A 21,368-nucleotide genomic window follows, 5' to 3' on the forward strand; every position below is an offset into this window, starting at 1 on the left:
TATAATTTATGCCAAATAAAAATCTGTGGGAGAGAGAATCTATCCCACATCCATTCACAAGACAAGAAATCAATCCCTCTGTCCTTCCCATCCTTTTATATAGCCTTCTTCAATTAAGGAGATAAATCCTAGTAGAGCCCCCCAATGATAATACCTGTCACTGGTTTGTTTGTCACATCCTTCACCAGTATCTGCGTTGTAATTCTCATGAATATGTCCATGTTCTGTCCATTCTTTCATTAACAAATCCCTGGATTTATTTACTAAATCTTCTCTCGCATCAGGAAGATCATAATTTCTTAATCCTAAGTACACAAGGAAATTCATTGGTGCCCAAATTCGTCCACGCCAGTATTCTTGTTCCGGATAAGCCTTGTCATTCCGGGAGATCGATGGTAATATCCATTCGCCATAAAACTCTTGTTCATTATAAAAATGTTCATTCATCATCCGCTGTGCTTGCTCCTGTGTAGCAACATTTCCGAGAAGCGGATAAAAGTTTGTTGGAGAAATACGTTTACTAAATTCCCCACTATCTATTAACTTATTATAGTAAAATCCGTCTTGCTCACTCCAAAGGTCCTTCATATTCTCTTTAATAATTGCTGCCCTGCCCATTAACATCTCTTTGTCCTGTTTTTGTCCAACAATCTCACAAATATCTGCTAACATAAGACAATCCATAATATAAATACTATTTAGTCCAACATCGTGAAGCTCCATCATATGGTTTTTTTTATTAAACGGGACGTCATCGTACATCGGAGAGTTATCCAATCCAGATTCCAATGCTCCACCAAACGTGTCGTTGACGCCTGCTGTTTCCCAATAATTATCAAATTCAGGCTCATAGGGGGTTGAACCCCAAGCAAGTAAGTCTCCATTCATCCGATTCTCATAAAACCAGTTGTTCCATGCCAAAAGATCATCAACAACCTCTTCCAGTAACCACTTGTCACTAAATTTCCGATATAGCTCACGTACGATAAGTGAGCCTACAGGCGGCTGGGAACGATCGTGACTTTTAAAGCCATTCCCCCAGGAACAGTTCGGAACAAAACCAGCCTCTGTTCTTTCTTTGGTAATCTCTATTGCGTTCGCATAGGCTAACGCTTTATTATCTAGTGATGCCATGTATGCTGCAAAGTAATTATCCCAACAAAATAAGGCATAACCACCATGTGTGCAATTCCAAATCCGACTAACAGGTGTGACGACACGGTCATGGGATGGATCATATATTGTATCCCAAGCCATGCATGTTTGAAGTGAGTCATACACTTCTTTTAAGTCACCATAAAATGCCTTTCTTTCCTCATGCTTTAGTTTTTGCTCTTTTACAATCTGTTGAATGTCTGCGATACTTCTCTCTGTTCCCGTCGAAAAACCTACTATAGAATCCAATGTTAATGCAATATACGGTGCCTGTGTTTGGACATTAATCTCTTCCACTTGCTGACCAATCCCATATCCGTTTACCTCTTTTTTACTTGATGACCATATAAAGCCTTCTTCCGTCCGAGAGACAGCTCCATCTCTATTCCATAAAATGCCCGATTCTATGATTAATGTAGATTTTTTTTCCATACGTGTTTGGGGTGTTACTAATAATACTAGATCATCATCCAGCTGGGCTGTCTCTACCTTTATTTCAATCCCTTTCCATTCTACATGGACACACGTATAACTACCATCATAGGCGTGTGCACCAGGAATTACCTGCTCTGCCCCTTTTTCTAACCTACCAATTAAGGATTCTTTTAGGTAATTACCATCTGAATATTCCTTTATTCCTATATTTATGGCAAAACCCTCAGGTAGTAAGACATGAGATAGCACACTTCTCGTATTCCACGTGTTCCAGCCTTGAGCTAAACTCTTTTTTAACGTTTCATAGTTTTTTGACATTTCATCACTCCGTAGGACTCATATTTTACTTCAGCCATTTTTTAACAATTTGGGCTTCTGATAATCTATTACTTTCTCAATTTTAAGTACCAGTTTCTACCCTTCCACTTCATATACCGCCTGGTTCAATAGATCTATAAAGTGAGACTTCCAACAGTGGGGGTTTTTACGAAAGATTAGCACCGTGATAAATACACTTCATTTTTAAGAATAATTAAATCAATGTAATTTCCTTTTTCACTGTGATCAATTTAGGGTATATATTTTTATATGCTTTCTTACCTTACTAACAAATTAAGGCAGGTATAAACCCCCGCCTTAGCCACTTATTAATTCTTATTCAGCTCCAAGTGATTTTAGATATTCGTAACTTTGAAGTACGGCGTCATCACCACCGACTTCCAATGTTGTATGCCCGTTATACCCATCATTCACAAGTTGGTTATAAACACCTGCAATATCAACTACTCCCGTACCAAGAGCAATTGAACTCATGCCACAGCCAAATATGGTTCCGCGCTGTGACGCCATCTCCTCTGGAATGTCCTTCCAATGGACATGCTTGATCTTGCTGGCAAACGTTTTGGTCATTTCTGCCGGGTCTGTTCCACCTAACCAGCAATTCCCCGTATCAATATTAATTCCTAAATTATCAGGATTGCTAAGTCCATGAATAATTTTCTCCATACCAGAAATGGAATCTGTCAACTCTCCATGATTCTCTAACAAAAGTGTCACACCATAATCTTTAGCGATACGCAAAGGTTCATATAGTTTCTCAATGACAGTAAATACCTTCTGATCCTCTGTTAAGTTACGACCAAAATCGGTCTTGGGCTCTCCCTCTGTAGTCACAACGTAATCTACACCCATCGCTGACGCAGCACGAATTGCTTTGATAATTTGCGCATTACTGTAACGCCATGGTGCTGAAGGGTCCAATAAATTTGCATGGGCGCAATAGCTAGTAACGGTTAGATCTTGTTCCTCGAACATTCTTTTCAAATCGAACGGATTACCATCAAGGCTCGCGGTAGCTGCAAAACCGAACTCAACACCAAGTTGCCCTCCGTCACGGTTATCCGTTACATCTGCGTAACGAAAACCCAAATCATGAATGCGCTTTAATTGGTGCTCCAAAACAGTAAAAGGATCAATTAGTGCAAAACAACCAACAGTAATAGTCATAACGTTATCGTACCTCCTATATAAATTTTTACTACCTTAATGTGTAGCTTTAAAATCTTTCTTCTAACTGCGCAACTTATTCCAAATCCGATTTAAATTTTCTTTTTCTGCTTTATTGTCATGAATATAAAATGAGTAGTTTAAATGTAATGTTTCACTCATGTTTAACAGGTATGGTTTATTAAAGAGAATAGCCGCTGTCATAAATTGCATATCTTTATAATCATAGGTAAGTTTAGGAGATGGATACCGCATATTCAATGGATGATCAAATATACAGATACCAGCCCATTCTTCTTCAATGTAACCGTCTAACTTACCAGAATAATCACACCACTTAAAAGGTATTGAAAAGGCTTCTTCTGCAGTGTAACTACCAAGGTCCGTGGTAATTGCTGGTCTTAGTAAATTGCGGGATAACCGACACGATAATCCTCCATACCCACCCCAAGGCGTCTTTTCCGTGTTTTCAGAACTGCTAAGCGTCACCGCATTGTTCGTTGGTGTATAAGATGCTTGCCAATGAATTAAGTAACCATCCAACTCTTCCTCAACCGTTACAACTCTTTTTTCTTGTAATAAGTTCTCACCTTCATGGTTAATATAAGATAATGCTTGTCGGAATCCTATGCTGCCCTCTTCCATTGGAATAAACGAGTCGGTAACTACCCTATTTTGCTCTCCATGATATTTGGCTTCCCAGAAATTATATCCATTGATATACTTCCAAGAAAAAAACAATCCTGGATGCCATGGATGGTCCCATGGGCGATATAATGAGATAGTATGTTCATCTGTAGTTTTTACTAAGCGAAAGGATGGATTAATATCATCTACTTCTCCATATACATATTCCAATAGTTTGGAACCATTTAAACTAACTTCCCAACGTGCTTTTTGTTCACTGAAATTTGTTTCAAATCCCTCATTAGCTTTTAGTTTCTTCGACGGATTATGTTCAAGCATTAATCTCCCCTCCAGTACTCAGTCTTAGTGGGATACTTTTACTTCCGGAAGCGTACATCATTTCCACAAGTTCAATTGTTTTGATAATTTCTCGACCATCTGACTCAGGGCGAGTATTGTTAGTTATGCTGTCAATGAAATGCTTCAATTGATTGGTTTGTGGATGACTATCCAATCCAGGTGCCAAACGGATCTCATCTACACGTTCATAATCAGCGTTCGAATCTAGAGAGCGTTTTGCAGAACGAATCCATAATCCTGGTTCACCACGGTATTCACCATAAAACATCGTTCCTTCCTTCCCATATACATGAAACTTTCCATTATCTACTGGGTGAAAAGGTGTATAAGCTGTAAATAGGTGTCCTAGTGCCCCATTTTTAAATTTCATTTGACACATTGCCCAGTTTTCTGCTCCATTCGTGGACCAGTCATCCGTGTATAATTGATTGGTGTAGACTTCATCTACTTCACCGATAATATACCGAAGTGCATCTACGTTATGGATTGCTAAGCTTGTGATGGCTCCGCCTCCAGCTAATTCCCCGTTATATATCCAACTTCCTTTCGGGAATGCATCACGGAAGTTCAGTAACCATTCCGTACGCACTGCTTGAATATCACCAAGTTCTCCACTTTCTATAATAGATTTTGCAGCTATACACCATGGTGTATAACGCCAATTCTGGGCAACCATAAGCATTCGATGATTAAGTTCAGACGCATCAATCATCTTTTTGCATTCGACGCTTGTACGTGCCATTGGTTTTTCAATAAGTACATGCTTTCCTAAATGGAGTGCACGAACAGTCAACGTTTCATGTAATTGATGGGGCACTGCTAAAATAACTGCATCCGTGTCTGCTTTTGCAAAAAATTCATCAATATCTGAAAAAGTATCACACTGTCCTTTAAATTCTTCCAACTTCTTTGTGTCCACATCACATACTGCGGACAATGAAGCCTCTTCTTTATGTGCACTGATTGCTTTTACATGTTGTTGTCCTGGCCATCCCAAACCAATAATACCGATTTTCATAACAACGACTCCTCCTAAACTAAATTATTTAATACCTGTCATTGCAATTCCATTGACAATCTTGCGTTGACCTATGAAAAAGACAATTAAACAAGGAATAATAGACACAATAGAAAGTGCCATCATATAATGCCATTCTACGTTAAATTGGGTACGCAAAGACTGAATTCCTAGTTGAAGTGTGGCCAACTCAGGATCAGTCAAGAAAATCAACGGTCCTAGAAAGTCGTTCCATGTATAGAAGAAAGAGAAGATTGCAACAACTGCTAATGCTGGTTTTATGTTTGGTACAATCACACTCCAGATAATTCTCAATACGTTCGCTCCATCCATTTTTGCTGCTTCCTCTAGTTCTCTAGGAATCCCCATAATAAATTGACGAAGTAAAAATATAGAAAAAGCATCACCAAAGAAAGAAGGAACCCAAAGTGGAAGTAACGTATTGTACCAACCAATTTCTTTAAAAATAATAAATAGTGGAACCATTGTTACCGCCCACGGCACCATCATTGTAGCTAGAAGCAACGTAAATAGGACATTTTTACCTGGTGCATTAAATTTAGCAAAACCATAGGCAACTAACGTACCTGAAATCATCTTCCCTAAAATACACATCACTGTAATTACTAACGAATTCCATATATATCTTATGACAGGATATTGTTCAAAAATATCTATATAATTTCTCCATTGAATCTTTTCAGGGATAAATTGTAAATTAAGACTCATTACCTCGTGAGAGGCTTTTAGAGATGTAGACAACATCCAAAGTAATGGAAAAATTAATATAACTGAAAATAGGCATAGCAAGCTAAAGGACACAATTTGTGTTTTTGTCACACGTCTACGTTTTAATCTTCGTGTTGTCTCTAGGCTTACTCCTTCCTTTTTTACTGGTGTCATTGATGACATACTATTTTCCTCCTTCATAAAAGACCCATTTATTTGAGGATTTGAATATTGTTACTGCACATATAAACGTAAGTAAGGATAATATCCAAGCTAAAGCACTTGCATAACCTAATCGTCCATAGGAAAAAGCATTTTCATACAAGTATAAATTAATAAACAAGGTCGAATTAGCAGGCCCCCCACCAGTAATAATTAACGCCTCTGTAAAAATCTGAAACGAAGTAATTACTAGCATAATCACATTAAATAGAATGGTAGGAGTCAGTTGGGGAATTGTAATATGAAATAGTTGTTGTAACTTGGATGCCCCATCAAGTTCTGCTGCTTCATATAACGTCTCATTAATACTTTTAAGCCCCGCTAAAAAAATAATTGCTGTGGAGCCAACCTGATACATTGATATTAAAATCATTGTAGGAAGCGCCCATGCAGTATCTGAAAACCAACCTGGTCCAGAAAGCCCAATAGAATCTAAAGCTCCATTCACTAAACCAAAGTTTGGATTAAACACCCATATCCACATCATGGACACAGCTACACCACTAATTACACTTGGTAAATAATATATTGTTCTAAAGACACCTATCCCTGGTATTTTCTGGTTCATCATGATAGCTAGGATGAAAGCCAAAATCAGTGCTAAAGGAACTCGCACAACCACATATATTACTGTTACCTTCAACGATTGCCAAAATAGTGGATCGACAGTGAACATCTCTTTAAAGTTTCTTAAACCAATAAACTTAGCAGGCGAAATCATATCCCACTGAAAAAAGCTAAGAACTAGAGAGGCAATAATCGGTCCAAGCATAAATGCAGCTAGTCCTATTAACCACGGGGAGATAAGTAAATAAAAATTTAACGTCTCTTTTTTTCTACTATTCAGTTGAAATGATTTGATCATCAGTATCTATCCTCCCTCTGTAATAAAGGTGGAAAGGGAAGGAAAAGCTTCCCTCTCCTTAAAATTTATTCACTTGCTTGTTTTAGTTCTCTATCTATTTGCTCTGATAATTCTGTTAATCTTTTTTCTATATCGATATTTGGGTCAAGAAGAATTTCTTGTATCGCAGGATCAAGCAGTTTATCTCCTACAGAACCCCAATAACTATTTTTATAAAAGGAACTTTCAATCGCATAATCTAACTGATCTACAAAAAGTCCAAGGTATGGATCTTCTGCTTGTTCAGTAGAATCTAGTAATTTTTTTGTTACTGCTAAATTTGATTCAGCCCACATTGCACCTGCTTCTGTTTCAGGAGATGTTAATTCATATAAGAAATCCCATGCTTCCTCCTTCATATCAGACGTACTAGATATGCCCATACCGGAAGTATACATCAAGGATGTTCTTTCTCCTGTTGACATGGTGGGTAGTGAAACAACTCCGAATTCCATTTCTGGATCATTTTGAAGGTCTGCTTGCGCCCAACTACCTTCTACATTCATAGCTACTTGTCCAGTAGCAAATAAGTCAATACCTTTTAGTGCTTCTAATTCTGCTGGGTTTGGAGCAACTTGAGAAACATTATATAAATCTGAAATTTTAGTAAATGCCTCTATTGTTTCACTACTATTTAAATAACCTTTTGCAGTTGTGCCATCTTCGGATAAGTAGCTACCACCATTACTAACTATAAATGTCTCTAAATAGTCTTTTCCTAGATTTAAATTAGCACCATATTGTACATACCGATCACCATCGCGAATAGTTAGCTTTTCCGCAAGATCCACAAATTCTTCCCATGTCCATCCTTCCTCTGGATAGGGTAAATTAGCTTCGTCAAATAATTTCTTATTATAATAAACACCTATAGTTGCAGCACCTACTGACATAACTGGAAATTGCCCATCTACTTTCATTAATTCTTTTACATTTGGTACTATTTCATTTTCAAAATCAAAACTCCCTTCAGCATAAGGTTGCAAATCAACTATGGTTTCGCTTTCTACATATCTTTGAAAATTCTGTTCCCCAACCTGAATAATATCAGCGGGGTCTCCTGCAGCAAGTTCTGTTTGCAGTTTAGTCATATAGTCTTCATATGGAGCAGTTTCAATTTTAACTGTTGCATTTGGATGTTTATCCTCATATGCTTCTTTCGCTTTTTTAAACAACTCCATTGCAGTTTCCTCCGTTTGCCAAGTAGCAACTCTTATCTCATAGGATTCATCTCCTGATGACGAGCTGTTTTCCTCTTCACCACAGCCAACAACGAAAGCGCTTACGAAAAATAGTAAAAATAATAAAAAACCAAACTTTCTTAACTTTTCCATCTAAATCCCTCCATTTCGTTTAATTCTCTTAAAGTGTAGCAATTTTATATCTATTTAGAAATAAGGTGCTTTTAAGATTTAGTGTGTTTTTCTTCGGGACTTTTAAAATGTATACTATTTTTTTCGAGCAAGTAGCGTTTCCAAAAAGTCAAACGGTTAAATAACACAAAAAAACCGGGCTAACCCGCCCGGTCCTTATATTCATCGACTAGTTTATTTAAAATAAAAAAATCAGTATGATGGCCCTAATTCTTCAACCCAACCCTAAGACATTTTTTCTATATTCAGTCGGCGTCATACCAACTTTGCTTTGAAACACTTTACTAAAATGCCTATTATCAGAATAACCAACGTTCGACGCAACCTCATAAACCCTTAATGAATGATCAGAAAGGAGCTCCTTAGCCTTTTCCATCCTGCAGCGAACCAGGTATTGACTAAACGTTTCCCCTTTGCATTTTTTAAAATACTCACTGAAATACGTTGCATTTAAATGAACGACATTTGCTACTTCCGTTAGCGAAATGTTTTCTTGAATATTACTTTCCACCCACTTTTCAACCTTTTCAATTAATCTGTTTTTATTGTATGCTTTCAACTTGTCTACATTTAACACGCAGTACTCTTGTAATTTTTGTATGACATTTATAATATTTGTTTCATTTATTATCGGCTTATAGTCAACACCAATAATATTATATTTTAGTAGATGTGAATTAAATGCACTTGTCGTGATGTATATAAATGAACGGATACTTATAAACTTTTCTAATTTATTGTACCAATCGCTTAAGCTGTTAAAATTACTGATATTTTGACTTTCAATTGTATTCTCAAGAAAAAATTCATACTGTCTTAATACTGTAGCCTCTTCTTGCTCTAAGTGCGTTTCTACATTATACTCCCTTTGATACCTTCCAAACACTTGTCTTAAATCAGCTTCATTTATCGGTTTAAGTAAGTAATCAAAAGCCTTATTTTTAATTGCCTTTTGGGTATACGCGAATTCATCATACCCCGTTAAAAAAACGATTGGTACAGAAATAGCTTGATCAATTAATTGATTTGCCATGGTCAATCCATCCATTTCTGGCATGCGAATATCACTAAATATCAAATCAGGTTGATATTGAATTACCTTCTCAATACCTTCTTTTCCATCCCATGCCTCTGCGCATAACTCCCAGTTTGGTGCTACACGGCAAATTAATTTACTAACTCCTTTACAAATCAAAGGCTCATCATCGACAATAAGAAACTTTGACATATGATACACCTACCTCTAAATTTATGGTTTACTATTCACTATAGGAAAAGTTATATGAACCGATGTGCCTTCATTAGGTGTACTCTCTAAAAAAAGTCCATATGTTTCACTAAAAACTATTTTAAGCCGTTGGTTAACATTATTTAAACCGATGCCTGTTGAATTCACTTCTTTTTCCTGTTCTTGATTAGAGAATTGTAATTCTTGGTTTATAGTTTCTAATTGTTCTGGAGAAATTCCTTTACCATTGTCAATGATAATAAAATGCAATTCCTTCCCTTCTTTTCTACCTTCAATTCGTATTAGACCTCCCTCCCTCTTACCATATAGACCGTGTTGGAAGGCATTTTCGATAATAGGTTGAAAGACTAATGGTATCGAGTAGTATTTTAAAAGGTTAGAATCGATATCATATTCCACTTTTATTCCATCAGCAAACATGATTCGCTGTATATTTATATATTGATGAACAAAATCTATCTCTTTCTCTATCGGAACTAACTTTTCATGATTTTTTATACTGTACCTTAATATCGAACCTAGGCTAGTAGCCATCTCTACAATATCCCGATTATCGTTTATTTCTGCAAGGGAACGCATTGACTCCAGGGTATTGTACAAAAAATGTGGTCTAATCTGCATTTTCAAGTTATTTAACTCTGCTTGCTTTTGCTTAATATTGTACTCATATACCTCATGAATCAATACTTTTATCTGATAGCTCATTTTGTTAAAAGCCTGACCTAAGTTTCCTATCTCATCCTGTCTCGTCACGTCCAATGAGACATTATAATCACCGCTTTCTACCATTTTCATTTTTCCTTGTAACTCGTGTATCGGACGACTGAGATTTCCCGAAAACCAGACAGTAACAATAATAGTAATTATTCCGAATAAGACAAGTACTAACAGGATAATCTCCCGAACAGAGACAAAAGAATTATGAATTTCATGAGATGGTATGATAGCGCTTACAAACCATCCCGTTTTGTCTGATCTTTCGGTTTCGATATATAGCGTTTCTCCTTGAACGTTCATCTTTCCTGCATTCGAAGTACTTAAATCTAACTCATTTAAATATCGTTCATTTTTCGCATACACAATTTTGTTGTTTGCATCCATTAAAACCACATTTGACTCCTCTCCAAGACCAACCGTTTGTAATACTTCGGTTATTCCTTGGAAATTGGCATCAATTAAAATTACACCAAGGTTCTTTCCGCTTTCAGATTTTATAAGGCGTGAAACAGAGAAAATATTGTGTCTTAAAACATTAAACCTATCGTCATCGTCTAAATTAATGGAATATAAAACTTTTCCACTTTTCTCCAAGGTTTTTCGATACAAAGTTGAACTTTTCCAATCATAATTAATGTTTAAATTTGTATATACTCTCGTATTAAAATAACGTCTACCGTCTTCACGATATAGGGTAACATTTAGTAAGTCCTCACGTGGATACAACATAATACTAGAGAACATATCATTAAAGAATACATATTCCCGGTATTTTTCTTCTAAACTACCCGCTTGTTCGCTTTGTAAGATATCCATAACATCACTATGATAGTACGGAAATAAACTTATACGCTCCAATTCATCCAAATAAGTATCTAAATGCCTATTTATAGATCCAACTGTTTGCTTTGCGTATAAGTGAGATGTTCTATCTACTTCATTAGAAAACAAATGATATATGATAAATATGATTACTACGGTTGGTAAAATAATAAGTGGTAAGTAAACCGCTAGAAGCTTTCTCCTAATACTGGTAAATGCAAAAGCTTTCATATAAGAACTCCTTAGCATTAAAATTACAATTCTAGTACTACTAATCTGGACAAAAAACTCAAAACATGTTCTAGTTTAAGTCATACATCCTCTTTTTAAGTCCAGTGTCTTTTTCCTATAAGCATTTTTTGGGATGAAGTGTTCGTTAATGAATGCGCTTTCCTAAAAAGGTCGGTAACAGCGCCTATAAATCGGCTCAAATTTTGTGACTATTCGAAACGCAGTGGAGGCTAAGCCATACCTCCCCTTCTAACTGCTTGTATCCTTCTTTCCTATTCTCTTCATGGAATATCTCTGCTATAGTCATCGCCATTTCACTCCCTTTATAATAAGTATTCACTACGTGTTTTATCATATCATGAAAAGCGGCTTTTGTAAGCTTGACGTTGGCGTGAAAATATAACGCATGAAGAACGTCTCTAGGTATATATTTCCTAGTTTTTCAGCAATAGGAAAATCTTAAATCCTTAAAACAATTGAAAGTCGTTGTTCAAAAAAATGTGTTTTCTTAGTAGAAAATATTCGATGAAATGGAAAGTTGATTGGACTGCAGTATTAGAGAAAAGCAAAATACCTTTTAAAAACTCCTTCGAAATACAGTAAAGCAAACTTTTATAGTGCTTCAAAATACGTTAATATAGAAACATTAGAAATATGCCATTTAGTATATCGGGGGATTATTTTTGAAACATTACGCAGCTTTATTGACACTAAGTATTATATGGGGAATGTCATTTTTATTTATAAAACTACTACTTCCATATACAGGACCATGGGGAATTGTATTTCTACGTTGTTTCTTTGGAGTACTACCTTTATACATAATTTTACTATTAAAAAAAAGGACAGAGATAACGAAAAAGTTACCATGGAAATCGCTTCTCATTGTAGGTATTTTAAACGTAAGCATACCGTGGGCTCTGATTGGATTGAGTGAAGTAAAAATTTCAAGTAGTACAGCAGCAATCCTTAATGCAATGACACCAATTATGACAAGCTTCATTGGATTTTTATTTTTTTCCATCCTTTTATCAAAAAAACAATGGTTAGGTATTTTTATCGGATTCGTTGGGGTTTTGATTTTACTCGAGTTTAACATTTTTCAACTATTTGGTGATGATTTTATTGGCATCGGTACAATGATTATAGCTACCATTTGCTATGGTGTTGCCTCACAGCATGCAAAAAAACATTTGAAGCAAGTTTCTGTGCTTGTGGTCGCAATAGCCACATTAACGATTGGAACGATTTCTGGGTTTATCGGAATGATCATCACATCCTCTATCCCATCTGGCATTTTTTCATCTTTTACGCCAATTATTGCCATTATTGGTCTCGGTATCTTTGGATCAGGCATCTCAAATTTACTATTTTTCTACATGGTAAAAGAAAAAAGTGCAGAGTTCGCGACATCGGTTTATTATCTTATCCCAGTAACGGCAATGGTATGGGGCTATTGGATTCTAAATGAAACCTTATCAGCCAATTTATTTTTGGGATTATTCTTCATTTTAGTTGGAGTTTATTTATCTGGAAAAACGAGGTCAAAGATTCAAGTGAAGTGAACTACCCACCACTAAGGTGGCGAACTACCTTTCAGTGCGGTTACGAAAAAAAGGAGTCCCTCCATTCTTCTGGTTTAGTGTGACTACTAACCATTATAATAGATATGGAAGGTACTCCATTTTTATATCCTAAACTGCTTGAACTACAAAGACTCAGCATTATGAAATTCATTCAGTTGCTGTAATTAGTAGTTTTACGAAAACCCACTTTTAAGAGAGAGTATTTAGCCTAAAGGACGTAGTTCCAATATTTAAGCTATGGCATAACTGAATTACCTTATTCGCTGAATCAATCTCATCTCCCCACTGGACAATATACCGGAATTCATAGAAACCACCTAGTGTGCCTTTAAAGTTGGTTTCCCAATAATTTGTTAGTGGCCATGCATACAAGTGATTAGCTTCATCCCCTGATTGCTGTCCATGCACGAGTCTCTGACCATGTTCCAAAGGACCCAATTGGATTAGTGGTGTGTCCGGTGTAGCGATCAATAACCCACTTTCTTCTGATATATAAGCCAAACCTTCTTGAATACTATAGTAATCTGTTCCGGTTCCTGGTAACTGGTCTTCAGCAGGTCGTACTAATGCCCCTGCCTTTTCTAGCCAAAGTTCATCAGATGCGCTATTTCCGGTGCAAAAAGGCATAGATATATATACATTTTCAGGATCCCATACACTATCCTTATGTATCCGGACCGAAACATCCACTCTTGGTAAATCATGATAAACCTTTAAAAATAATGAATAATGACTCATTCCTTCTATTTTATAAAGAAGCTCAACAACGCAGTATAGTTCACCATTTGAAATCTCCTTTACACCCTGTAAGGTTCCAATCGATCTTTGAACATTCATACCTTTACGATTTCTACCCATTTTCCTGCGCACTTCAGCCATTTGATCCTCTGATCCAGCAGGTGTTACCTCATACACTGGAGTGAAAGCTGCGTGACTCTGCTCATCTCTAAGCAATTCGTTTCCTGTATTCTTATCAATCCATGAATAAATTCCTTTATCAGCTTGCCATCTAATACGGACAAATGGAGATTCTATACCAGTCTCCGATACCTTTATTTTAGATCGTGTACCATCACCTACATTCAAGAGATCATCCATATCATACACGCCATCGTTCCCTTTAAGACGTGTACTTTTAGTTGTAAGCCCTGCTTTATTACTTGTCTCGCGCAATGAGAATATCTTTTCCTCTTCTTGCTTTAGTTTAACAACTATTGAAATTTGATTACCCTCACTTACTACATCCATTTGGTGTGGAACTACTTCACCAGTTTGCTCGTCAATCACCTCAAGCCCATTCTTGAATAAAGATGGTTCCCATCCATCTAAATATATATATACAATATCTTCCACGTCATGATTAAACGGATTCAGAACTTTATATCGGAATGGTCTGTCTGGAGAAAGTAAAGCTTCCCCTTTAGCGTGCTTCAACTGATCTAAAGCTGTAAATACCATACGACTCGCATTTGCTGCATATGCAGCTTTTCTGACTTCCAATGACTGAACCATCGGGTGCCACGGTTCATATACTGATGAATGATATCCCCATGTATGTTCCGCATACATGGTTAATTGATATTCGATATCCTCAATCGTTTCCTTTGATACTGTGTCGTTGTTCTTATCGAGATTTTTGACCAGATGCAAGTTCCTTTGAGCATCTCTAAAAATTTGGGTATTCATAGCAGTGGAAGCTACTCCATCAGACCACCAGTCTGGCCAGTCACCTTTGTAGACGGGAATCTCACATTCCTGACTCTTGACATGCTCAAAAAAAGGAGATAATGTAGTCATTTCGATTTCAACATTATTCCCATACTCCGTATTCCAGCGGTGAATAAAATCCATAATCTTTCCGTTTGGTGCGGCATTATCTCTTAATAATCCCATTACATTAACAAGTGCAAAATCATATGGATAATCCTCTTTTTCAAGCTGGCAGAGATAGCGCATAATACGAGTTTCAGCCATTTCCCAATGATTTTCCATGTGAGGTGTAGTGTCAAATTCATCACGAATGGAGTAAGACAAAACTGCTCCAGGAGAAATGCCTAGCTCGTTTCCTAACATGTAATGTTCTCCATTCCAAACAAGCAATTTATCTCCCCTTGGAGTTTCCCAATAAAAAGGAGTCTGCTTTCTTCCAATCGCATACATACCATGATGCGTATGAACGCAAGATAATAAATTTCGAATCCCAGCATCATACATTGCTTGTGAATAGCCCCAACTATAACCATTTATATCAGCGGTCATGGCGGAATTCACTGGGACACCAGACACTTCAGCTAAACTTTTTGCTTTTAAAAATAACTTTTTCAATATGTCATAATCGATTAATTCTGTCATATTTAAGTAAGTTCCTGATAGTTCTATATCTCCTTTTTGCAATGCATCCACAAATTGTTGTTGGGTTTCTTGTGAAGCTTGTTCCAGAAATTTTTCAACTGCCCAAAACGTCTCACAGGTCCATTTAAACCCTTTCCATTCTGGACGCGAACCATTACGGGCCTTATTGATAATTTCAATTGCTTGCTTAATATAATCAATATGAAAATGTTCAATTTTTTCTTGTCTTTCAGTATATCCAATGTCTGTATGCGAGTGATGTATCACAAATATTTTCCATTTTTTCTTTGGGATTTGCATGATATTCTTCCTCTCTACCAAAAGATTTTGAAATTAACGTCGTATTTTTCTTGTGAACATATTAAAAGGAATATATAGATTCCAATCGATAAAGTGAGACTTCCATCAGTGGGGGTTTGGATCCCCACTGATGGTTAGTGAAACTTATCAGGGTGTTAGCGTCCGTTATCCCTCACTTAGCTTCTTTGATTTACTCGAACCTTGAAGTGGGGGTTTTACGGACGATTAGCACCGTGATATATTAATCCTATCCATATCAATGTATAGTAGATTTAATTTATTAAATTATTAGCCCCTATGAATGTACTAATAAGCGGGGTATCTGAAACTTCTACTTTTAATTCATTTGTATAAATAATATTTTCATTGAATGAAGATTCAAATTGTGTAAAGCTTTTAGAAATTTGCCCGCCAAATACTATTATTTCAGGTTTAAAGGAATATATATATGGACTAACAGCTTCTGCTAGCCATACTCCGAAATCACTGAATACTTTTTTAGCATCGCTATGGCCGTCAATTGCTAGCTCTGCCAATTCTTTTACACTAGTATCGCTAGTGAAACCATGTTGCAATGCTAGATTGGAAATTCCTTTTTTAGATAAATAGTCTTCAATTATACCTTCTTTAAATGGAGCATTATAAATAAAACCACTATTAGGTATGCCAAATTCGCCCTTAACTACTCTTCCCTTATCTATAAAAGTTGAGCCAATACCAGTACCCAAAGTAAAACATGCTATTTTTTGAAAACCTTTATTTTTATATTTAATAAATTCGCCAACAGCAAACAGCGTAGCGTCATTTCCCAAACGGATTGAGAAATTTTTTGACAAATATTTAGTAATAAGGTGATTGTCCGATATTGTATGAAACAACTCGTCCTTGATATTTACTTTATATAAAGAATCATACTTTTCTAATCCTTTGATATAAGAAATACCTTCGTTATAATCAGCAGGGCCTGGAAAGGCTATTCCCACCCCTTTAATTCTTATCGTTTTATTACTTTGTTTTAATAATTTTTCAATTTGATTTTCAACAATATCTTTTAAATGGTTGATAATTAAATGTTTGTCCTTATTTGCGAAGGAATCATATGTGGTAATGGTGTTTGTTTGTACAACTCCATCTGACAGTGTTGCAGCATGAATAGTAGTCCCACCCACATCTATTGATATTACGTAATTCAACCAATATTCACCTCCAACAAACCCTTTTATTAGGTAAAATCAATATAGTAACGATATTCACTGCCAATGTAATAACATTCTGTATACTCCACAAAGTCTGTGTTTTTTTGTGACGCTACCCGAACACGAATTAAAATGGGCTCATTTTCGTCAACATTTAAATTTTCAATTACCTCTTGAGTTGGTCGCGCAGCTTCAATATATTCTGTGATTTCATTTACAATGATGCCTTTTGATTTAAGAACTTCATAAAAAGATTCATAATAATCATCCGCATTTAACGAATACACATCGTCATAAGGGATATAGGTTTTGAAATAAACAAACCCTTTATTATTCACCCCTCTAACGCGATTTAGTTCCATCACTCTTTCACCTTCAGCTATTTTTAATTTAGAAGCCAAAAAGCTGTTTGCCGAAATAAGTTTTACTTCTGCTTTTAAAGTTACTGCACGCTTTCCCATTTCAGCCATTTCTTTTGTAAAACTTCTTACATAAGTGAAATGCTCCTGGTTCTTCGATTTAGAAGGATCGAGTACAAAAGTTCCTTTCGCTCTTTCACGTTGAAGTAAATTTTCAACTACCAGTTGGTCTATAGCTTTACGTATAGTAATTCGACTTACATTATACATATCGCAAAGATCTACTTCTGCTGGTATTTTATCTCCAGTTTTCCACATACCGAGTTCAATTCTATGTCTAATTTCTTCTGCAATTTGTGCATACAGTGGAGAGGCTTCTTTCCCCTTATTCAATTTAACCATCAAATTTCTCCTTCCTTCTTTTGTTTTGGTGTTTTAGGCCTTCCGCTCAGAAAGACTTCTATTACTTCTTATTTCATTTCCAATACTAGTGTCTCACATAAGCTTTAATTATTGTAATTCGTTTTCCCTCACTTTTTCCATAAGGTCTAATTGTGTAGGGACCAACAGAAGCTGGAATAATAAATGATTCCGCATAATGGACAACATAAGGTTCAAAAGCATTGATAGGACTTTCTACTACAGCTTCTTCACCTTCGACCAGATTAAGTACGTTGACACCACCATTTGTGTGATGGTGAACTTTTTTAGTAGACCAATGCCTTCTTGTTTCGATAAATTCCCGTTCGTGTAGACCGGTTTTTTCTTCAATCCAGCCATCTCCTGAACTAACTGATTCTACAGTGTTGATTAAATTCTCATCTACCCATTCTTTTGTCCGATCCCATTGAAGCGCCTTTTCTCCATTTTCAATATGGACAGGTCTTGGTTTACCATCAAGATCCACTCGCCCCCAGTCCCAGAGTTTAAATGTAAAAATATAAACAGAAGAACTAATTTCTAATACCATACAATTTTTCCCTGAACAATGAATCGTGCCAGCCGGTATAGAAAAATGATCGTGTTTTTGAACAGGATACTTATTAATGTACTTTTCATCAGGAAATGAAATTTCTCCATTATTAGCACGTTTCAAGTCGTTCAATACTTCTTCACTATCTACATTATCTTTAAATCCAAGATAAACGACCGCATCGTCTTTAGCATCTAATAAATAATAACTTTCATCTTGAGTATAATGCATGCCAAATTGTTCTTGTATTTGCTCTGTTGGTGGATGGACTTGCAAACTCAAATTTTGTCCATCCATGGTATCTAAGAAATCAAATCTTATAGGGAATTCTAAGCCAAATCGACCATGAACTCTGTTTCCGAGTAAGTCAACTGGTTTGTAATAAACTAAGTTCATAGATGGTATTTCAACGCGAACATTTCCATAATCTAGGTATAAACTATTTTCTTCGGGAACGCAATCAAAAGCCCACGCATAGTTTACTTCATCACGATCTAAATCACACACTTCCTTCATCCATTGTCCGCCCCAAACTCCCGGTTTAAAATAGGGAACGACCCGAAATGGACGTTTAACCACTTGCTGCAAACCATTTAAGAAAGCTTCTTTCGTAACCATCTTAGGTTGGTGTTCCAAATTCGTATCAATTAAATAATCAAGTTTAGTAAGCAGTTCCTTTTTTAGACGATCTGCTATACGCCATTCAAAAAAATACCCTCTTTTATACTTTAACAATGGATCTGCATTTCTGTTATTTGCTTTCCAGTTTCCCTTTTCCTTACTTTCATAACGTTTTTGGATTTCCCATCTCGCTAAATCTGCATATAATAACAAATCAGACTCAGAAATCAAGCTAGCTCCTACGCCATAAATCAGGACGTTTCCAACTTCTAATTCTTCGATTTGACTTTGAATTTGGCGAATTTTATTACTATCAAAAAAATCAGCTAAACTATAAGGAGTCATTACACCGAAAACTCTATCATCCGTTAGTTGTCTTTCAATCATTTTGGTTACTTTTTCAGAGTCATAAGAGACATCATCAGCGTTTATAACAAGATCAAAATTCAAATAATTAGTAAATTCTTGTAACACTTCTTCTTCCCTTACCCCCGGATAACATTCTATAGTAATAATTTTCTTTTCTTGATTAATGTTAGCAATAGCTTTGTCTATTTCATTTGCAATATTCTCGTATCCTTTCCATACCTGTTCATCATAGCCTTTAATTTTAACACTTGGGTGTTTCTCATAATTTGCTTTTCGCTCTACAGAAGTTTTCATACGTCATTTCCTTTCAAATAATTTCAGAGTATATGAAAAATAAATATCTCCGTAATAATTTTTAGCAAGTGTAAGCTGTATATCAAATTATTTAAGAGAATTTTCTAATGTGAATAATCATTTATTTAGTCGAGATTATAAAGCCTTTCTCAAAACTTTTACTTAAAACCATAAAAATCAATAATGTAGGAATAGAGGCTATAAAAGCAGCCAATAACACTGCTGGTATATTATTACCTGCCCCACCAAGCATTGACAATGAAGCCATTATAGGCCTTGATTCTTCTGATTTTGATAATGTCATTCCAAATAATAAGTCATTCCATACCCACGTAAATTGAAACAAAAATAATGCTGCAATTGGTGCTTTTGCCATAGGTACGTAGATTTTCAATAATATCGTCAGATCTCTAGCTCCATCCATTTTTGCCGCTTCTACTAGTTCTTTTGGCAATGTATAGAAAAAGTTTCTTAAAACAAAGAGACAAAATGGCATACATATTGCAATATAAAAGATGATTAATCCAAACTTAGTGTCGTAAATTCCTGTAAAAGAATAGAAACGAAAAGTAGGGATTAAATACATTTGAAAAGGAAAAATAGTTCCGCAATAAATTAGTAAAAACCAAAACAACTTTCCTCTGATATTCAGGGCAGAAATAGCATATGCAGCAAGCCCAGAAAAAACTATGGCCAAAAAAGCAGCAACTAATCCATAAACTAAACTATTCATAAACCCACTTAACAAATCAATTTTTGTAACAAGATATTCATAATTTTCACTAATAGAGAATGAGGTCGGCAAATCCCAGAAATTCCCTAAATTGTACTCTTGGCCAGATTTTAAACTGTTAAAGACAACAAATAAGAAAGGGAAAAGCCACATGAAAGCTAATAAGGATAAAAAGGTGTTTATAACCGGTGTTCTGCTCTCAATCGAATTTTTCATAAGATAATCTTACTCCTCTCCCTTAAAAGTATCTTTTAAAAAGAACCATGAAATAACTAATGTAATAATAGATAGGAATATGGCCACTGCTGATCCATAACCGAGTTCGCTATTAACAAATGCTTCTTTATACATTGTAACTGCTAATGTTTCAGAGGTGCGATAAGGTCCTCCACCTGTCATAACCCATATAACATCAAACGTTTTAAAACTGTTAACCAAAGACATCAGTAATACTATCAAGGTAGTGGGTTTGAGAAGTGGTAATATCAACTTTGTATATAGTGTTAATCCACTTGCTCCATCTAACTTTGCAGCTTCGATTGGCTCCGTCGGTATGTTGTTTAAACCGACTATAAACAGAATTAAGTTAATCCCGATCCCCTGCCAGGCACCTGAAGCTACCATGATTAAGGTGTTAACATAAGGGATGTTTAACCAGTTTGTTTGCAAACTATCAAGGCCTACCATACCCATTAATTGTGGGAGACCATATAAACTTAGAAGCACTGTCATAATAATACCTGCAATAGTAGGTGAGAGCGCATTCGGTAAATAGAAAATATTTTTAAACGTAGATCCAAATCGACTTTTGGTAATTGCAATTGCTAAGATTAACGGAATTAATACTGGGATTATTAAGCCGCCCAATACCCATATCACTGTATTTAAACAAGCAATAAGAAAATTAGGATCTTGAACCATTTCTATGTAATTTTGAAAGCCGACAAATTGTATATCATTTACACCATCCCATTTAGTAAAGCTAATGATAAAAGTGAATATAATAGAGAAAATAAAAAATAGTAAACTCAGCGTTACTGCTGGTAACAGATATAAATACGGTGTCCATTTCATCTTGCGTTTTTTTCTTGGCTTAGAATTAGGGATTGGTCTTCTTTGCACTTCCTTTTCGTTGGGTTCATTAGATAATTCATTAGCTAGAGACACGTTATTACCCCCTTTAGTGAAGTTAAGCCTATATTAAATGGTATTAATATAGGCTTTTTTTAAATGGTGG

General features: G+C 35.8%; 16 protein-coding genes. 1 reads left to right on the forward strand and 15 read right to left on the reverse strand.

All coding sequences use genetic code 11. The features are described 5' to 3' along the window. Nucleotides 1-69: 69 nt before the first annotated feature. The 9 genes from ACTWP4_RS02545 to ACTWP4_RS02585 all read right to left on the reverse strand — a co-directional run bounded on the left by ACTWP4_RS02545 (nt 70) and on the right by ACTWP4_RS02585 (nt 11,348). Entirely contained in the window at nt 70-1,908 is a 1,839-nt protein-coding gene (locus ACTWP4_RS02545) for an MGH1-like glycoside hydrolase domain-containing protein (RefSeq protein ID WP_443127181.1), read from the reverse strand. Between the two features lie 336 nt (nt 1,909-2,244). Beyond that, the gene (locus ACTWP4_RS02550) at nt 2,245-3,096 is read right to left on the reverse strand and encodes a sugar phosphate isomerase/epimerase family protein (RefSeq protein WP_443127182.1); all 852 of its coding nucleotides are present in this window, start codon (nt 3,094-3,096) and stop codon (nt 2,245-2,247) included. Nucleotides 3,097-3,159: 63 nt separating this feature from the next. Further along, entirely contained in the window at nt 3,160-4,062 is a 903-nt protein-coding gene (locus ACTWP4_RS02555; protein ID WP_443127183.1) for a DUF6807 family protein, read from the reverse strand. Then, nucleotides 4,055-5,101 (reverse strand): Gfo/Idh/MocA family protein, encoded by a 1,047-nt coding sequence (locus tag ACTWP4_RS02560; RefSeq protein ID WP_443127184.1) that lies wholly within the window; start codon nt 5,099-5,101, stop codon nt 4,055-4,057. Before ACTWP4_RS02560 ends, ACTWP4_RS02555 begins: the two co-directional genes overlap by 8 nt. A 24-nt stretch (nt 5,102-5,125) precedes the next feature. Beyond that, nucleotides 5,126-6,013, reverse strand: a complete 888-nt coding sequence (locus tag ACTWP4_RS02565; RefSeq protein ID WP_443127185.1) for a carbohydrate ABC transporter permease — start codon at nt 6,011-6,013, stop codon at nt 5,126-5,128. Between the two features lies 1 nt (nt 6,014). Continuing rightward, nucleotides 6,015-6,917, reverse strand: coding sequence for a carbohydrate ABC transporter permease (locus ACTWP4_RS02570; RefSeq protein WP_443127186.1), 903 nt, complete (start codon nt 6,915-6,917; stop codon nt 6,015-6,017). A gap of 65 nt (nt 6,918-6,982) precedes the next feature. Then, nucleotides 6,983-8,290, reverse strand: coding sequence for an ABC transporter substrate-binding protein (locus tag ACTWP4_RS02575; RefSeq protein WP_443127187.1), 1,308 nt, complete (start codon nt 8,288-8,290; stop codon nt 6,983-6,985). Nucleotides 8,291-8,543: 253 nt separating this feature from the next. Then, nucleotides 8,544-9,557: a response regulator transcription factor gene (locus ACTWP4_RS02580; RefSeq protein ID WP_443127188.1), complete on the reverse strand. Its 1,014-nt coding sequence runs from the start codon at nt 9,555-9,557 to the stop codon at nt 8,544-8,546. 21 nt (nt 9,558-9,578) lie between these two features. Then, a complete protein-coding gene (locus tag ACTWP4_RS02585; RefSeq protein ID WP_443127189.1) occupies nt 9,579-11,348 on the reverse strand; it encodes a sensor histidine kinase in 1,770 nt (589 codons plus the stop codon). A 683-nt stretch (nt 11,349-12,031) separates the two neighbouring features. Between ACTWP4_RS02585 and ACTWP4_RS02590 the strand changes: the two genes are divergently transcribed. Then, nucleotides 12,032-12,913, forward strand: a complete 882-nt coding sequence (locus ACTWP4_RS02590) for a DMT family transporter (RefSeq protein WP_443127190.1) — start codon at nt 12,032-12,034, stop codon at nt 12,911-12,913. Nucleotides 12,914-13,123: 210 nt separating this feature from the next. On the opposite strand, the gene ACTWP4_RS02595 is transcribed toward ACTWP4_RS02590, so the two are convergent. The 6 genes from ACTWP4_RS02595 to ACTWP4_RS02620 all read right to left on the reverse strand — a co-directional run bounded on the left by ACTWP4_RS02595 (nt 13,124) and on the right by ACTWP4_RS02620 (nt 21,298). Beyond that, nucleotides 13,124-15,586 (reverse strand): glycoside hydrolase family 38 N-terminal domain-containing protein, encoded by a 2,463-nt coding sequence (locus tag ACTWP4_RS02595; RefSeq protein ID WP_443127191.1) that lies wholly within the window; start codon nt 15,584-15,586, stop codon nt 13,124-13,126. Between the two features lie 272 nt (nt 15,587-15,858). After that, nucleotides 15,859-16,779, reverse strand: a complete 921-nt coding sequence (locus ACTWP4_RS02600) for an ROK family protein (RefSeq protein WP_443127192.1) — start codon at nt 16,777-16,779, stop codon at nt 15,859-15,861. Between the two features lie 29 nt (nt 16,780-16,808). Next, nucleotides 16,809-17,543 (reverse strand): GntR family transcriptional regulator, encoded by a 735-nt coding sequence (locus ACTWP4_RS02605; RefSeq protein WP_443127193.1) that lies wholly within the window; start codon nt 17,541-17,543, stop codon nt 16,809-16,811. Nucleotides 17,544-17,628: 85 nt separating this feature from the next. Next, on the reverse strand, nt 17,629-19,398 hold the full coding sequence (locus tag ACTWP4_RS02610) for a class I mannose-6-phosphate isomerase (protein ID WP_443127194.1): 1,770 nt from the start codon (nt 19,396-19,398) through the stop codon (nt 17,629-17,631). Nucleotides 19,399-19,519: 121 nt separating this feature from the next. Next, a complete protein-coding gene (locus tag ACTWP4_RS02615; protein WP_443127195.1) occupies nt 19,520-20,347 on the reverse strand; it encodes a carbohydrate ABC transporter permease in 828 nt (275 codons plus the stop codon). 9 nt (nt 20,348-20,356) lie between these two features. Next, a complete protein-coding gene (locus ACTWP4_RS02620) occupies nt 20,357-21,298 on the reverse strand; it encodes a carbohydrate ABC transporter permease (RefSeq protein WP_443127196.1) in 942 nt (313 codons plus the stop codon). Between the last annotated feature and the right edge of the window lie 70 nt (nt 21,299-21,368).

It is taken from the genome of Gracilibacillus sp. D59 (genome assembly GCF_052246695.1).
Lineage (GTDB): Bacteria > Bacillota > Bacilli > Bacillales > Amphibacillaceae > Gracilibacillus.

Coding starts and splice junctions, on each gene's coding strand:
- ACTWP4_RS02555 (WP_443127183.1), bottom strand. CDS start 4,062: ATGCTTGAACATAATCCGTCGAAGAAACTAAAAGCTAATGAGGGATTT.
- ACTWP4_RS02570 (WP_443127186.1), bottom strand. CDS start 6,917: ATGATCAAATCATTTCAACTGAATAGTAGAAAAAAAGAGACGTTAAAT.
- ACTWP4_RS02615 (WP_443127195.1), bottom strand. CDS start 20,347: ATGAAAAATTCGATTGAGAGCAGAACACCGGTTATAAACACCTTTTTA.
- ACTWP4_RS02560 (WP_443127184.1), bottom strand. CDS start 5,101: ATGAAAATCGGTATTATTGGTTTGGGATGGCCAGGACAACAACATGTA.
- ACTWP4_RS02575 (WP_443127187.1), bottom strand. CDS start 8,290: ATGGAAAAGTTAAGAAAGTTTGGTTTTTTATTATTTTTACTATTTTTC.
- ACTWP4_RS02605 (WP_443127193.1), bottom strand. CDS start 17,543: ATGGTTAAATTGAATAAGGGGAAAGAAGCCTCTCCACTGTATGCACAA.
- ACTWP4_RS02565 (WP_443127185.1), bottom strand. CDS start 6,013: ATGTCATCAATGACACCAGTAAAAAAGGAAGGAGTAAGCCTAGAGACA.
- ACTWP4_RS02585 (WP_443127189.1), bottom strand. CDS start 11,348: ATGAAAGCTTTTGCATTTACCAGTATTAGGAGAAAGCTTCTAGCGGTT.
- ACTWP4_RS02550 (WP_443127182.1), bottom strand. CDS start 3,096: ATGACTATTACTGTTGGTTGTTTTGCACTAATTGATCCTTTTACTGTT.
- ACTWP4_RS02545 (WP_443127181.1), bottom strand. CDS start 1,908: ATGTCAAAAAACTATGAAACGTTAAAAAAGAGTTTAGCTCAAGGCTGG.
- ACTWP4_RS02610 (WP_443127194.1), bottom strand. CDS start 19,398: ATGAAAACTTCTGTAGAGCGAAAAGCAAATTATGAGAAACACCCAAGT.
- ACTWP4_RS02595 (WP_443127191.1), bottom strand. CDS start 15,586: ATGCAAATCCCAAAGAAAAAATGGAAAATATTTGTGATACATCACTCG.
- ACTWP4_RS02580 (WP_443127188.1), bottom strand. CDS start 9,557: ATGTCAAAGTTTCTTATTGTCGATGATGAGCCTTTGATTTGTAAAGGA.